14 protein-coding genes are annotated in these 15,172 nt (G+C 37.8%); 8 read left to right on the top strand and 6 right to left on the bottom strand.

Annotated elements, in window-relative coordinates:
* The first annotated feature begins 273 nt into the window (after positions 1-273).
* The 4 genes from GQR44_RS11405 (at position 274) to lipA (ending at position 3,447) form a co-directional block, all read left to right on the top strand.
* Positions 274-1,431 (top strand): D-alanyl-D-alanine carboxypeptidase family protein, encoded by a 1,158-nt coding sequence (locus tag GQR44_RS11405; RefSeq protein WP_028867397.1) that lies wholly within the window; start codon positions 274-276, stop codon positions 1,429-1,431.
* A gap of 115 nt (positions 1,432-1,546) precedes the next feature.
* Positions 1,547-1,810: a DUF493 family protein YbeD gene (gene ybeD / locus GQR44_RS11410; RefSeq protein ID WP_028867396.1), complete on the top strand. Its 264-nt coding sequence runs from the start codon at positions 1,547-1,549 to the stop codon at positions 1,808-1,810.
* A 25-nt stretch (positions 1,811-1,835) separates the two neighbouring features.
* Positions 1,836-2,489 (top strand): lipoyl(octanoyl) transferase LipB, encoded by a 654-nt coding sequence (gene lipB, locus GQR44_RS11415; RefSeq protein ID WP_037070793.1) that lies wholly within the window; start codon positions 1,836-1,838, stop codon positions 2,487-2,489.
* Positions 2,479-3,447 carry a lipoyl synthase gene (lipA, locus tag GQR44_RS11420; protein WP_028867394.1) on the top strand — a complete coding sequence of 323 codons (969 nt, stop codon included), beginning with the start codon at positions 2,479-2,481 and terminating at the stop codon, positions 3,445-3,447. The genes lipB and lipA overlap by 11 nt, the downstream gene beginning before the upstream one ends.
* 358 nt (positions 3,448-3,805) lie before the next feature.
* Here the strand turns inward: lipA and GQR44_RS11425 are convergent, their stop codons facing one another.
* The 5 genes from GQR44_RS11425 to GQR44_RS11445 form a co-directional block, all read right to left on the bottom strand.
* On the bottom strand, positions 3,806-5,098 hold the full coding sequence (locus GQR44_RS11425) for a TRAP transporter large permease subunit (protein ID WP_028867393.1): 1,293 nt from the start codon (positions 5,096-5,098) through the stop codon (positions 3,806-3,808).
* A gap of 12 nt (positions 5,099-5,110) precedes the next feature.
* Positions 5,111-5,614 (bottom strand): TRAP transporter small permease subunit, encoded by a 504-nt coding sequence (locus GQR44_RS11430; protein WP_028867392.1) that lies wholly within the window; start codon positions 5,612-5,614, stop codon positions 5,111-5,113.
* Between the two features lie 77 nt (positions 5,615-5,691).
* Entirely contained in the window at positions 5,692-6,762 is a 1,071-nt protein-coding gene (locus tag GQR44_RS11435) for a TRAP transporter substrate-binding protein (protein WP_205963048.1), read from the bottom strand.
* Between the two features lie 389 nt (positions 6,763-7,151).
* A complete protein-coding gene (locus GQR44_RS11440) occupies positions 7,152-7,523 on the bottom strand; it encodes an MmcQ/YjbR family DNA-binding protein (protein ID WP_028867390.1) in 372 nt (123 codons plus the stop codon).
* A 224-nt stretch (positions 7,524-7,747) separates the two neighbouring features.
* Positions 7,748-8,080, bottom strand: coding sequence for a YnfA family protein (locus GQR44_RS11445; protein WP_166371925.1), 333 nt, complete (start codon positions 8,078-8,080; stop codon positions 7,748-7,750).
* A 170-nt stretch (positions 8,081-8,250) separates the two neighbouring features.
* Between GQR44_RS11445 and GQR44_RS11450 the strand changes: the two genes are divergently transcribed.
* Positions 8,251-9,192, top strand: coding sequence for a pyridoxal-phosphate dependent enzyme (locus GQR44_RS11450; protein WP_166371926.1), 942 nt, complete (start codon positions 8,251-8,253; stop codon positions 9,190-9,192).
* A gap of 136 nt (positions 9,193-9,328) precedes the next feature.
* Here GQR44_RS11450 and GQR44_RS11455 read toward each other — a convergent pair whose 3' ends face one another.
* The gene (locus GQR44_RS11455; protein WP_166371927.1) at positions 9,329-11,242 is read right to left on the bottom strand and encodes an EAL domain-containing protein; all 1,914 of its coding nucleotides are present in this window, start codon (positions 11,240-11,242) and stop codon (positions 9,329-9,331) included.
* 225 nt (positions 11,243-11,467) lie between these two features.
* Here GQR44_RS11455 and rsmC point away from each other — a divergent pair, with 225 nt between their 5' ends.
* The 3 genes from rsmC (at position 11,468) to glgC (GQR44_RS11470) (ending at position 15,153) form a co-directional block, all read left to right on the top strand.
* Positions 11,468-12,517, top strand: a complete 1,050-nt coding sequence (gene rsmC, locus GQR44_RS11460; RefSeq protein WP_166371928.1) for a 16S rRNA (guanine(1207)-N(2))-methyltransferase RsmC — start codon at positions 11,468-11,470, stop codon at positions 12,515-12,517.
* A 118-nt stretch (positions 12,518-12,635) separates the two neighbouring features.
* Entirely contained in the window at positions 12,636-13,874 is a 1,239-nt protein-coding gene (gene glgC, locus GQR44_RS11465; protein WP_281170592.1) for a glucose-1-phosphate adenylyltransferase, read from the top strand.
* Between the two features lie 55 nt (positions 13,875-13,929).
* Positions 13,930-15,153 carry a glucose-1-phosphate adenylyltransferase gene (glgC, locus tag GQR44_RS11470; RefSeq protein ID WP_028867384.1) on the top strand — a complete coding sequence of 408 codons (1,224 nt, stop codon included), beginning with the start codon at positions 13,930-13,932 and terminating at the stop codon, positions 15,151-15,153.
* The last annotated feature ends 19 nt before the right edge of the window (positions 15,154-15,172 follow it).

The raw sequence follows: 15,172 nt of genomic DNA on the forward strand, positions 1-15,172 counted from the left end.
ATTTGTATCGAACTTAATTAATATTTTTTTGCCGAAGCTTCTTACCCTTATGTTTTGCTTAACTGCACTCTTACTAATTTAAGAGGATTGCAGTGAAAAAATGTACAATAAGGATAGATAAACCTTATTAAACTCATTAATAAGGTTTAATGGTGAACAGGCACGGAGCCAGAATAATTACTCAACAAATCATCTTAGCCCCTTAGCAAATAACGCTTCATCTGCTATAGTGCGTAACAATTTTTCGACTTAACAACCTTGAAGGTATGTAACATGAAAAAAGTAAGCCTGCTGCTTATCACTTTCTTATTTAGCATTAATGTATTCTCCGCTCCTATGATCATTCCTAAAGCACCGTCTATTGCTGCTAAAGGGTACTTATTAATAGATTTCAACTCAGGAAAGGTACTTTCTGAAAACAACAGTGAAGAATTACTAGAGCCAGCATCTTTGACTAAGATGATGACCAGTTACATCATTGGACAGGAACTTAAATCAGGTAATTTAAATCTTGATGACAAAGTAACTATTTCTGAAAATGCATGGTCAAAAAACTTTCCAGATTCTTCAAAAATGTTTATCGAAGTAGGTAAAGAAGTCACTGTAGAAGATTTGAATCGCGGTATTATTATTCAATCAGGTAATGATGCTTGTGTAGCAATGGCTGAACACATTGCTGGCAGTGAAGGCGCATTTGCAGATTTAATGAATTCATGGGCATTACAGCTAGGCATGAACAAGACTCACTTTGTTAATAGCCACGGTTTACATGCGGACGGCCACCATACTACTGCTCGCGATATGGCAATCCTTGCTAAAGCATTGATCACAGATGTACCAACGGAATACCGCATTTATAGTGAAAAATCATTTAAGTTTAACGGCATTGTTCAATATAACCGTAATGGCCTATTGTGGGATAAAAGCTTAAATGTAGACGGCATTAAAACAGGTCATACTAGTGCAGCAGGTTACAGCTTAGTTTCTTCAGCAACTAAAGATGGCATGCGTTTAATCAGTGTTGTAATGGGTGCTCGTTCAGATGAAGGTCGTAAAGTAGAAAGTAAAAAACTACTTAACTGGGGCTTTCGCTTCTTTGAAACAATTACTCCTTACAAAGCAAACGATCAATTAGCTAGTGAACGTATTTGGATGGGTCAACAAGCAAACATTCGTTTAGGTGTTGCAGTTGATACACCACTAACACTTCCACGTAACCAATCACAGAATTTAAAAGCAGACTTTGTAATTGATAGTGAACTACGCGCTCCTATTCAAAAAGGTGACAAAGTGGGCCAAGTGAATTACACCTTGGAAGATGAGGCCATCGCAACTTATGATCTAATTGCTTTAGAGACTGTTGAAGAAGGTGGTATTTTCAGCCGTATCATCGATTATATTAAATTATTATTTATTGGTTGGTTTGGTTAAAAAGATCCCCATATAAGCTATATTACCTATATAACATTAATAGGATCTTTATCAGTGAGGCTTGTCCTCACTTTTAACTTTCAATCAATCTCTCAATCAGGAGTTAGTCATGGCATTGAATACTAAATTTGATGAATTATTAGAGTTTCCATGTAGTTTGTCATTTAAAGTGATGGGTATGGCTCATCCTCAATTGGTTCCAGAAGTGATCAGTGTTATCCAACAAATAGCACCAGGTGACTATTCTCCGACCATAAAACCCAGCTCTAAAGGCAACTACCATTCTTTAGCAGTACCAGTGATTGTTACTAGCAAAGAACATATAGAAGAAATTTATAGTGAATTGAACAAGCTTGAACTTGTTCGCTTTATTTTATAAGCCAGTCTATTTATAAGCCAAGCTCATGACATTGATACAAGATAAATTAATTATTCGCTACCTAGGGGTTCAACCCTATCAGCAAACCTGGCAAGCAATGAGTGATTTCACCGAGCAGCGAGATCAAGAAACGATTGATGAAATCTGGCTGGTTGAACATACGCCTGTTTTCACACAAGGGTTAGCTGGAAAAGCAGAACATTTATTAACACAGACAGATATTCCTGTTGTTAAAAGTGACCGAGGTGGGCAGATAACACACCATGCTCCGGGACAATTAATCGCTTATTTATTAATTAATATACGCCGCAAAGATTTTAATGTGCGTAGCTTAGTTACGATTATTGAACAAGCCATTATAGATCTACTTGCTGATCATAATATCACTGCAGTAGCTAAACCCGATGCACCAGGTGTTTATGTTGATGGTAAAAAAATTGCATCATTAGGATTAAAGATTCGTAAAGGCTGTTCGTTTCATGGCCTTGCCTTGAATGTCGACATGGATCTCACTCCCTTTTTACAAATTAACCCCTGTGGTTATGCTGGATTAGAAATGACCCAGTGTCGCGATTTAGGATTAACCTCTTCCGTCGCTGAATTATCGCCGTTATTGATTGAGAAATTAAATCAGAATTTAAAATACACACAGATAGAGAGCTTTATTAATGAACACTAAGCCAAGCCAATTAACCGCGGGCAACAAACTGCGTGATGCAGATAAAATGTCTCATATACCTATCAAAGTTATTCCATCGGACAAAGGCACTATCTTAAAAAAACCCGCTTGGATGAAAATCAAGCTGGCTGCAGATAATACTCGCGTCAATGAAATTAAAGCAGCACTGCGCAAAAACAAATTACATTCAGTATGTGAAGAAGCCTCATGCCCGAACTTAAATGAGTGCTTTAACCACGGTACAGCGACCTTCATGATTCTAGGTGACATTTGTACTCGTCGCTGCCCTTTCTGTGACGTAGGCCATGGTAAACCATTGGCTGTAGATAAAGATGAACCAAAGAAATTAGCTGAAACGATCAAAGATATGAAGCTAAAGTATGTGGTAATCACCTCCGTTGACCGTGATGACTTAAGAGATGGTGGCGCACAACATTTTGCTGATTGTATTCGTGAAATTCGCTTACTTAACCCTGCAATAAAAATTGAAATTTTAGTGCCAGACTTCAAAGGTCGTATGGACAAAGCACTGGCTTGTTTTGAAAAAGATGTGCCTGATGTATTTAACCACAACCTAGAAACGGCACCTCATTTGTACAAGCAAGTTCGTCCAGGCGCAGACTACAAATGGTCTCTTCAGTTATTACAAAAATTCAAAGAGCAGCACCCAACTGTACCGACTAAATCAGGTGTAATGATGGGATTAGGCGAAACCAATGAGCAAATTGAAACGGTAATTAAAGATTTAGCCGCTCATGGAGTGACTATGCTGACCTTAGGCCAATACTTACAACCTAGCTTACAACATCTTGCTGTGGAGCGTTACGTGCCACCAGCAGAGTTTGATGCACTGGGTGAAATGGCAAAATCAGTAGGGTTTGAACACGCAGCTTGTGGACCTTTAGTTCGTTCTTCATACCATGCGGATCTACAAGCATCGGGTAAAGAAGTTAAGTAACAGAGACTAAGCATTGCACTGTTATGATTTAGTAATGTGGCAATGTGCTAAAGTTGTGATGTAATGATGTTGCGATTGTCTATTATGGAGTTACAGTATTGTTATCAATGACGCTTAACTACTATTGATGAACAACGATTAATGAGCAACGATGATCTGTTGTTAAGAAGCCTGCTTTTAAAGCAGGCTTTTTTGTTTAACTGGAAAAATCGACACTCTCCTTAGTAATATTTATACGATTAAAAATATAATTTTCTTCATGAAGTCAATATAATCAACCTATAAAAAAACCTCTGCTAGAGAGGTTTTTATTAACAATCATTTTATCGCTAATCCACTAAAAGTCAGACCCTTTTGATCATGAATCAAACCCATAAAACCCTGGGAACACCACAATCGAAGCTAGTACTAACAATTGTAAGAGAATAAAGGGAATAACTCCTTTATAGATGTCCATAGTTTTGACTTCGGGTGGTGCCACACCTTTTAAGTAAAATAAGCTAAAACCAAAGGGGGGCGTCAAGAATGAGGTTTGAAGGTTCATTGCAATTAAAATAGCAAACCATGTTAAATCTATCCCCATCATTTCAGCAATTGGATACAACATTGGGACTACAATAAAAGATATTTCAACAAAATCGATGAAGAAACCCAATACCAAAATAACCAACATTGAAATGATTAGGAAACCCCATTTATCACCTGGTAGACTAAACATGATCTCTTCAATAATTTCTTCCCCACCTGTGTAAGAAAAGACCATTGAAAAGGCGGTTGCACCAATGAAAATAGCAAATACCATCGCCGTGACTTTTACCGTCTCAATTGAAGACTCCCACAACACCTTCCAAGAACATTGGCGATACAAAATAGCGAGCAGAATAGCACCACCGCCACCAATAGCAGAAGACTCAGTTGGTGTTGCAATACCATAAAATATTGAACCTAATACCGAAAAAATTAACGCTAAAGGAGGAGCAATGGCTTTAAAAGCAGTCCAACAAGGTTTCATTCCATGCCCTGCAAACTCTGACTCAGGAAGCGCAGGTGCAGACTCTGGTTTGAAGAAAGCGTAAATCAGTACATAAAGAATAAACGCCCCAACCAATACTGCGCCGGGTAATACCGCAGATCTAAACAGATCACCAACCGGTACTCCCATCACATCACCAAGAATAATTAAGATGATAGATGGCGGAATAATTTGCCCTAACGTACCAGAGGCACAGATAACACCTGTCGCAAGTTTTTTATCATAATTGTACTTGAGCATAACAGGTAAGGAGATAACTCCCATCGCCACTACAGAAGCACCTACAACACCTGTTGAAGCAGCTAACAGACAACCTACTAAAATAGTTGAAACCGCAACACCACCACGTATACGGCCAAATAATTGCCCCATGGCTTCTAGTAATTGTTCTGCTAATTTGGTTTTTTGTAATACGTTACCCATAAAAATAAACATGGGAACGGCCATCATAATCGAGTTTTCCATGATGCTCATGATGCGATAAGGCATAAAAGCAAATAACTCAAAACCCTCGGCAAAAACACCAAAGATTAATGCCACACCTGCAAAAACAAATGCAACGGGGAAACCAGTTAGTAGTAGCAATAAAGCTACACCAAACATAATAATGCCAATCATAAAAAGTCCCTTTTAAATATCTTTCTCAACAATACAACGCAGATTTTTTACCAACATACCTAATGCGCTAAACACAAGCGCGAGAGTAGAAAGAGGGATCATTGCTTTAATTAACCAACGGTGTGATAAACCACCTGGGTCGCCACTGGTTTCATTCAAATGATAAGACTCCAGAGCAAAATCGTAGCTGTACCAAATAACCAGAGCACAAAAAGGAATCAGGAACAGCACACAACCTATGGAGTTAATCCAAGCTCTATTTTTAAGGCTGAGCTTTTCATAAAGAATATCAACACGAACGTGCCCTTCTTCTTTTAGTGTGTAAGCAATACCTAATAGGAACATAGAAGCAAAGATATGCCACTCTAATTCTTGTAAACCAATGGAGCTATATTTAAAAAAATAACGAGCCACAACATCATAAAAAACATTGGCTAACAGTAATAGCATTAATGTTGCAGAAATTTTACCAATATAATCTGAGAAGCGATCAAAGACTTTTTGTAAACCTTCCATTTAAGATAATTCCTTCTAAGTAAACAGATAGGTGAAAAAAAGGCTACATAAAGTAGCCTTAATGAGGAGTGTAACGGTTATTCTTTGGTACTCTTAATGTAACCGTACTCAGAGATATCAGTCCACACGCGTACTAGTTTTAGATAATCCTGCTGTGATTTAATGATTTTAGCAGCCATTTCATCGCCACTTGCTTTTTCAGCAAGGATCTCATCATTGGCATTTTTAATCGCACTTAATACCGCAGGTGGAAAAGTTTTAACTTGAATGTTAGGGAATTCAGTGGTCATTTTTTCCCAGTTTTCAGCGCTTAAAGCGTATGATTGAACATACATATCATAAGCAGCCTTGCGCATCGCTACTTCTAAAATGGCTTGTAAGTCTGCAGGTAATGAAGCCATTTTCTTTTTATTGATAATAAACATCAACTCAGTTGCAGGCTCATGCCACCCCATGTAATAAAATGGTGCAATTTTATGGAAACCCATACGTAAATCAAGTGATGGACCTACCCACTCTAACGCATCAATAGTATTACGCTCTAATGATGTATATAACTCACCCGGTGGAATATTAACTGGAGTCGCGCCTAGTTTAGCCAGTACTTCCCCCGCAAAACCAGGAATACGCATTTTTAAATTTTGTAGATCGTCAAGGCTATTAATTTCTTTACGGAACCAACCACCCATTTGCACCCCTGTATTACCGCCAGGGAAAGCCATTAGATTATGATCGCCATAAACTTGATCCATTAACTCTTGGCCACCACCGTATTGGAACCAAGCATGTTGCTCCATCGCAGTCATACCAAAGGGCATAGTAGTGAAATATAGTGTGTTTGGCACTTTACCTTTATAGTAATAACTTGCTGAGTGGCCCATGTCATATTGACCACTTTTAACCATATCAAAAACACCAAATGCTGATTTATGCTTATTAGCAGAGTCAACGCGAATTTTTAAACGGCCATTGGACATTTCTTCAGCCATTTTCACCATATTTTTAACTGAATCACCAAAAACAGGGAAATTAGGTCCCCAGGATTCAGCAAGTTTCAATCGATATACTTTATCTGCTGCAAAAGCATTAGCACTTGTCACCATGACAACAGCCGCGATTAAGGTACTTTTATAAAAAGTCTTCAGCATTATTAACTCCATGTAAGGTTAGAATTGAAATTATTGCTTAATTCAGCAATCCAATAAAAAATATGTAAATTTATTAAGCTTCATTAAACTAAATGTTACCTATTTGTTAACAGGGTGCCATTGCACTAAAAAATATGAATCTCTTTAATTAACAATTTGTTGCTCATATCACACGAGGATCTATTTTTTGATCATTAAAGAGGGATCGCGCAATAAAAAAGGAGGTATTACTTTAGAAAAAGAACAAAGATGGTGTATTAGAGTAAAGAGTGAAGTTGAAATTCAAATAAGGGCGTAAGGAGACAATATTGAGACAGTGGATTATTTTAACAGCTTAAATTAATCATATACTTAGCAACAGTATAAATGAAAGTGTAAGCAACTATGACTTATTGTGTTTCTTGATTTAAGCCTAATTGCTTCTGTTTTATTTTAGTTAAACCCAATGACACTAATCGATGCGACTCACCTAGGTAATAATGTAAATCTTGATCTTTTCCTGCATCACCATCATATAGCTGGATCCACTTCATACCTCGACTAGCGAAATAAGGAGCTGGTTTATAGCCATCAACTTCACTTAGAAATCCAAAATTCAATATTGATGTTTTAAAAGTGAAAGCCGGTATTTGATCTTTTTCCCAGCCGCCAATCGCAAAGACTTTCCCACCTACTTTCCAGACATGTGAGCCGCCCCACTGTTGCACATAGGTGGTAGCAGGTAACGAAGCACAAAATTGATTAAACTGTTTATAATTAATAATAAAGCGCCTTATCGTTACTGGTTAATATTGAATGTCGCTGGATAATATTGATCGTCGCTGGTTAATATTGCTCTGTAATTTAAGCGCACTCGATATCATTTTAATGCGATCTTGTCCTCGTATTTTTAATAAGATCTTACTCCGTACTATTAATAAACAACTAAAGCACCCAATAATAGAGCAGCAAGTAGCTAATCATCACATAAATGTACAACTAAATATTAAGTCCCTCTAGGTGCAAACATAATAATAGCCATTCCCGTTAATGCGACTGAAGCCCCCACCATATCCCAGACTGTTGGTTTCACTCCATCGACCGCCCATAACCAGACTATTGCGACAAAAATATAAACACCACCATAAGCGGCATAGACACGCCCTGAAGCTGCTGGGTGCAAAGAAAGCAACCAAGCAAAGAGTGCAAGGCTACAGGCAGCAGGTAACAATAATAGAATACTTTTATCCTGTTTTAACCAAAGATAAGGCAAATAACAACCTACAATTTCAGCAATCGCTGTCAACACAAAAAGCGCAATGGTCTTTAATTCAAACATGGTAATCCTCAAGGTATAGGGAAGGTGTAAAGAAAATACAGAAAAGAAAAAAGTTAAGCATCTTCACAATCAGATCAGATAATTAAGCGCTCAATCATGCATATCATGATAAATTTAACTCGTATAAGATACAAAAAAACTGTCATTTTCCGTTATAGGTAATAAAGTAAATGAGATTCACAGAAAGCAGTATATATCAGCAACTGCCTCCTAGCCCTTTGCAATCAATCAATCTCCCTTTCCTCACGGCTCACGGAGTAAAGCTCTCAATAAAACGAGATGATTTATTGCATTCAGAGATATCCGGCAACAAATGGAGAAAATTAAAATATAACCTATTGCACGCAGAAAAAAACCATCAACAACATATACTTAGCTTTGGAGGGGCATTTTCTAACCATATTCATGCTCTGGCAGCAGCGGGTAAACACTTCAATGTAAAGACCACCGGCATCATTAGAGGCGAAGCGCACTATGCAGCTAACCCTACACTGTCACAAGTTCAGCAATGGGGCATGCAGCTACAATTTGTGGATAGAAAAACCTACCGTTTAAAAGAGCAGGCTGAATATTTACAAACAATACAATCACAATATAGCGATGCTTATATTATCCCTGAAGGTGGTAGTAACGATTTAGCCCTTCCCGGTGTAGAAGATATATGCATAGAATTAGCGCAGCAATCTGAGCAACCTATAGATCATATTTTTACCGCGACAGGCAGCGCGGGCACTTTGGCAGGTTTAATCAGTGGCTCATTAAAATACTCTCCCGAAACGCAAGTACATGGCATTGCAGTACTTAAAAATGCACACTATTTAAGTAACACTGTCACTCACTTTGTACCTCAAGCAAACGCGTTAAATTGGCATTTACATACTGACTTTCATGAAGGAGGCTACGGTAAGATATCGTCAGCCTTAGCGAATTTTTGCCATCAATTTACACAACAAACAACAATCCCGATAGAGCCTATCTATACAGGGAAAATGTTTTATGCACTATGGCAATTAATTGAACAAGGATTTTTTCCTGTTGGAACGCATATAGTGGCCGTTCATACCGGAGGGTTGCAAGGACTAGCAGGGTTAAAAGCACAACAAAAATTTTAAACGTTGCTGTGCTTATTGATTCTCGGATCAGAAAAAGAGTCATCAACGTTATAAAAAAGCTGTCTGCTTGGTAACAATGCAAGCGTATTAGTAAAATAGCTATCAGCTTAGTAGCAACGATTTACGCTTAGCAGTGCTAAATACTCATTGCCTGAGGGGTCGAAAATAACGATCCTTGCGCGGCATAAATACCCAGTCGCAACAGACATTCCCACTCTTCTTTACTTTCCACACCAACAGCAATCACTTTCGCATGACTATTCAAGCAACTAGCCATTAAGCTTTGTACTGCGATTTGATTAGTTTTACGATTATGAATATCACGGATTAAACTGGCGTGTAATTTTAAGTAATCAATATTAAAATCCAGTATATAGGAGGTATTGACCACTGACTTACCGACATTATCCACCGCAATCTTACAACCCACTTTTTGTAAAGCATTTAAGGCAGAACGAAGTGCAAAATAATCTTTATCAATCAAATGCTCTGACACTTCAATCACTAAATTATGGCGAATTTGCCGAGTTTGTTGCATCAACTCAAACATAAACCATTGATGATTCTTTTTATTCATCAGAAGGTGAGCACCTAAATTAACAGCGATAGGCTTAGACAACTCACCACGCATCACTAACAACGCCAATACTTTTTCTAGCATTTGTTTGTCTATTTGATCACTTAAACCACACTTTTCAGCCATTGGCATAAAAGTACCGGCGGCAATAATTTCTTTTTGGTATCCAATAATACGCGGCCACAACTCGCAATATAAAATACTCATGGCATCGCGATGCATAAGATGTTGTCGATACATTAACAGCGCTTGTCTATCTAAAACATCTGTTAATAATGCACGCCAACGCACTGTTCCTTTGACAATGACGGCTTGATTTTTATCTTCCTCTGACAAGTGCCAACCACTTATTTTTTGGTGCTCTGCGACTAATAATGATTGATTAACATCATCGATAATATGCATAGTTTTAGCACCAAAAGGAAAATTAACTACACCAATATGAAAGAAATTATCAATCCAAGAGACTTCTGGCAAATGCAATTGATATAACAGTTTAGTTAATTGTTTAGCAGCTACTTTGGTTTCCTGGTAGGACATCTGTGGCAATAGGATCACAAACTCTGACTTCTGAATCCTGCCATAAAAACTATCGTCGTAGCGACCACAAAAATGATGCAACAAATCAACAACCTGCTGAATGATTTTTTCACCTTCACCGACACCAAACTGGTGTTTAACTGCACTTAACTCAGTCAAACTAATTAACATTAAGGTGCTAGCTAAAAAGTTTTCATCCATCGCCACTGCATCTAACCTATTTTCAAAGGCTAAGCGATTACCTAAACCGGTGTCTTCATCTAAAAACACTTTTCCGCGAATATGTGTATCAAAGATACTTCGCTCTTTACGGCTATTTTCTAATCGCTCAGATAGTACATCCAAGGCTTTACTCGCAGCTTTTGGCCACTCACCTTTTTGTGCAAAACGTGCGGTGGGATTATTTTGTAATAGATAACGAGCGCGGCGTTCTAATAGCTCGGCACCATAAAAAGAACGTCGCATCCAACGAATGGCAAACCATAATAAGCTAAGGCATAAAATAACTGCTGAGGTGATCCCTAATAATGGCCAAAAGGTAAATTTGAGATCAGAAAAAGGCTGTCGAGTATGTATTATTACTCGAACGCCGGGGTAATACTTTAGATCGTAGTCATAGCGTAATAATAATCGAGAAGGAAAATAGCGTCGCCCTTCATAATAATTTTGATAAACAATTTGCTGATCCCGCTCAACACGTAAACGAACCACTCCCGAGGCATCCAGCACATCAGGTAACCAGTGATCAAATTGAGTGATAGTAGTTTGCTTCGCTACTTGCTTCTCAATAACTTGAATAATGCTATCAATACGTTGCTGATGATACTTCAAGGACAAAGCACGTAAACTAACCATACCTCCTGCCAGCACCAACGCAATACAAGTCAACACGATAGCACTCGTAATAAACGTAAATTTATTAGTAAACTTCATAACATCCCTGTGACAAACTATTTTCCATGATTAGGTGAGTAATCGTTAAAATACCCTTATAATACTGCCCTCAGACTCTATAACCTAATGACTTAAACGCCCATGTTTATGCATTTTAGGTATATATACCCTTACAGCTCAAATACATTACCAGCTGTAAGGTCGAAGTAGCGTGGATATATGATCATTCAAACTTTTAATCACAAGCTGTAATAGGACTTTTATATGGCCTCTAATCAAATTTATTCAAATCCAAGTCAAGTTTTACAGCGTAATGAATCTTTATTTTCCGGAAAGTCTATTTTAGTGGCAGGTAACATTGATGATAATTACCCCATTCATTTACAAACAATAGCATCATCAAGTTGTTTTTGTTTTAACGATTATCGTTATTATCATCAATTAGAAGGCCAACTAGGATCTTCTGAAGTTCACTTTACCGCAGACTATAAAGGCAGAGATGATCAAGAGAAGTTCGATCTATTATTGATTTATATCCCTAAAGCAAAAACAGAAATTGAATATTTACTGGCAAACCTGACTCCTCACCTAAAGCAAAATGCGGATATTGTATTAGTTGGAGAGAAAAAGTGTGGGATAAAAAGTGTCGCGTCTCTGTTGACTCCCTATGCTGAAAATAGCAACGCCATTGACTCTGCTCGTCATTGCAGCATTATTTATGCGCAGCTAACTAAACCCGTCGCTACTTTTGACCAACAACAATGGATAAAAGATTACCAGCTTAATATTAATGATGTCTCTCTTACCATTCGCTCATTACCTGGCGTATTTAGTTTTGGTGAATTAGATAAAGGTAGTGAACTGTTACTCAATAATTTGCCCGATCAATTAAGTGGAGACGGCTTAGACTTTGGTTGTGGTGCTGGCGTACTCTCTTGCTACCTGCTTAAAAAGCATCCCAAATTAAGCTTAGATTTAATTGATGTTAACGTTTACGCACTTGCTAGTGCTAAATTGACCCTAGAAAAAAATAATTTACACGCGAATGTGTTTGCATCGGATGTTTTTTCCAACGTAAGCAAAGAATATGATGTATTGCTTTCGAACCCTCCCTTTCACTCTGGTCAAAAAACGAACTATGACGCAGCAGAAACATTTATAAATCAGTCAATTAAATTTTTGAAAAAGAAAGGAAAATTGACCATTGTTGCTAATAAATTCCTGCGCTATGAGCCACTTTTAACCCTTACTTATAAAAAATTCATTGAAAATGCCCAAAACAATAAATTTAAAGTATTGAGCTGTCTCAAATAATCATCAAGCAGGCATTTCATAACTTTGTTTTTATTGCTAATGTCAGAAAGTTGAAATTATTAAATAATTGGACAGGCGCTATCGCCGTATTGGCATAGCTTTTTATTATACAAAATATGTGGAGGCTTTTATGGCTGGTATTTTGGCTATGATTCTTGCTGGGGGTGAAGGCTCTCGGCTTTTCCCATTAACCCAGAACAGAACCAAACCCGCCGTGCCTTTTGGCGGCAATTATCGATTAGTAGATTTTGCATTAAATAATTTCGTAAATGCAGATTTAATGAAAATTTACGTTCTAACCCAATTCAAATCTCAATCTCTGAATATTCATCTACGCCGAGCTTGGCGACTTTCCAGTATTTCAGATCGTTTTATTGAAGCAATACCCGCTCAGCAACGTGTAAGCAAAAACTGGTATTCAGGTACCGCAGATGCCATCTATCAAAACTCTCGTTTTATCACCAAAAATGAAGCAGAACATGTTTGTATCTTTGGTAGTGACCATATCTATAAAATGGATGTGCAACAAATGGTTGATTACCATAAAGAAATGGGAGGAGACTTAACAGTTGCAGCAATTCGAGTGCAAAAAGAACAAGCTTTCCATTTTGGTATCATCGAGATTGATGAAGCAGGCCATATGATTGGATTTGCAGAAAAACCTTCTGTTGAAGATGCAAAAACAATTCCTGGAGACCCTGACCATGTATTAGCTTCAATGGGTAACTACATTTTCAAAGCCGACACACTAGTGGAAGAACTTGAAAAAGATGCTGCAATAGAAGACTCTAGTCATGATTTTGGTAAAGACATTATTCCTAAACTATTCCCTCAGGGTAAAGTTTTTGTGTATGACTTTAGTAAAAATAAAATACCAGGTGAACCAGAGCATGCATATTGGCGTGATGTAGGTACCATCGATTCCTATTGGGAAGCGCACATGGACTTATTAAGCGACAATCAACCTATTTCTTTGTATAACAAGCATTGGCCTTTACACACTTACCATCCACCGTTACCACCAGCAACATTCCGAGATCAAGGTGACTCAGTAAGTCACGTTTCTAAATCCCACCTTGGAGCTGGTTCGTATATTAATGGTGCAACTATCGAAAATTCTATTTTAGGTTTCAGAACACATTTATGTACCAATGCAGAAATCAAAGGCTGTGTTTTCCTAGGTAACGCTAAAGTTGGTAGTGGTGCACGCCTCACTAATGTAATACTAGATAAGAATGTAGAAATAGCTCCTGGCATGGTGATTGGTGAAAATTTAGAAGAGGATCGCAAGCACTTTACTGTCTCTGAAAAAGGCATTGTTGTGATTGCAAAAGGTAGCCGTGTGGGTTTTGATTAAACTGGCATAGGATTACAAATGACTATTTTTTATATTACTTAGATGAGGTTTTCTCATGGCAAAAGTTCTCTCGATGATTTTAGCAGGTGGTGAAGGTTCACGCCTGTACCCCTTAACCCAATCGCGCACCAAACCATCTGTGCCTTTTGGAGGAAGTTACCGTCTAATTGACTGTGTACTTAATAATTTTGTAAATTCTGACTTATTACGTATTTACGTACTGACTCAATTTAAATCTCAATCTTTGAACGATCATCTTCGTGAAGCTTGGGAAGTAAACAGCTTTACTGACACTTTTATCGATGCAATTCCTGCGCAAATGCGTAAGGGTAAGCATTGGTACAGCGGTACAGCTGATGCAATTTATCAAAACTTACAATTTATCCAATCAGATGATGCAGATACCATTTGTATATTCGGTAGTGACCATATCTACAAGATGGATATCCGCCAAAAACTTGAATTTCATAAACAAAAAGATGCAATATTAACCGTATCCGCGATCCGCCTACCTAAAGAACAGGCTTATCACTTTGGTATTATCGAAGTCGATGAAGAAGGTCGTATGATAGGTTTTGCAGAAAAACCAACTGTAGAAGATGCCAAAACGATCCCTGGCGACCCAGACCATGTACTGGCATCAATGGGTAACTACGTTTTTAAATCTGCAGAGTTGCAAAATGAATTGATCCGCGATGCAGCAGATGATGAATCAAGTCATGACTTTGGAAAAGATATCATTCCTTATTTAATGCCAAGCGGTAAAGTTTTTGTGTATGACTTTACAACTAATAAAATCCCCAATGAAGAAGGGGAAGCTTACTGGCGTGATGTGGGTACGATTGAGTCATACTGGGAAGCGAATATGGATTTGATTAAATCCGTACCGCCTATCTCTTTTTACAATAGAGCGTGGCCAATGCATACACATTATCCACCACTTCCAGCAGCTAATTTCCAAAATGATGGCGATATCACCTGTAGTATTCGCCGCTCATTGATTTCCGATGGTGCACTAATTGTTGGTGCAACGGTCAGAAAATCAGTTCTTGGTTTTAACTGTTTTGTTGGTCAAGGTACGGATATTTATCAATCAGTATTATTAGGTGATACTAAAATCGGTAAAAATTGCGTTATTACCAAAACAATTATTGATAAAGACGTAAGAATTGCCGATGGAATAGAAATTGGTGTTAATCTAGAGGATGATAAAAAACGCTTTACCGTTTCTGACGAAGGTATTGTAGTTATTCCGAAAGGATCTAGAATCGGTTTTTAAACCAGTACAATGATTTTAA

The sequence above is a fragment of the Psychromonas sp. SA13A genome, assembly GCF_011378715.1.
Classification (GTDB): domain Bacteria; phylum Pseudomonadota; class Gammaproteobacteria; order Enterobacterales; family Psychromonadaceae; genus Psychromonas.

Bases quoted from the DNA above. Each gene is read 5' to 3' on its own strand.
- rsmC (WP_166371928.1), top strand. From the start codon at position 11,468: ATGGCCTCTAATCAAATTTATTCAAATCCAAGTCAAGTTTTACAGCGT.
- GQR44_RS11425 (WP_028867393.1), bottom strand. From the start codon at position 5,098: ATGATTGGCATTATTATGTTTGGTGTAGCTTTATTGCTACTACTAACT.
- GQR44_RS11455 (WP_166371927.1), bottom strand. From the start codon at position 11,242: ATGAAGTTTACTAATAAATTTACGTTTATTACGAGTGCTATCGTGTTG.
- glgC (WP_028867384.1), top strand. From the start codon at position 13,930: ATGGCAAAAGTTCTCTCGATGATTTTAGCAGGTGGTGAAGGTTCACGC.
- GQR44_RS11435 (WP_205963048.1), bottom strand. From the start codon at position 6,762: ATGCTGAAGACTTTTTATAAAAGTACCTTAATCGCGGCTGTTGTCATG.
- GQR44_RS11405 (WP_028867397.1), top strand. From the start codon at position 274: ATGAAAAAAGTAAGCCTGCTGCTTATCACTTTCTTATTTAGCATTAAT.
- lipA (WP_028867394.1), top strand. From the start codon at position 2,479: ATGAACACTAAGCCAAGCCAATTAACCGCGGGCAACAAACTGCGTGAT.
- lipB (WP_037070793.1), top strand. From the start codon at position 1,836: ATGACATTGATACAAGATAAATTAATTATTCGCTACCTAGGGGTTCAA.
- GQR44_RS11445 (WP_166371925.1), bottom strand. From the start codon at position 8,080: ATGTTTGAATTAAAGACCATTGCGCTTTTTGTGTTGACAGCGATTGCT.
- GQR44_RS11450 (WP_166371926.1), top strand. From the start codon at position 8,251: ATGAGATTCACAGAAAGCAGTATATATCAGCAACTGCCTCCTAGCCCT.
- GQR44_RS11430 (WP_028867392.1), bottom strand. From the start codon at position 5,614: ATGGAAGGTTTACAAAAAGTCTTTGATCGCTTCTCAGATTATATTGGT.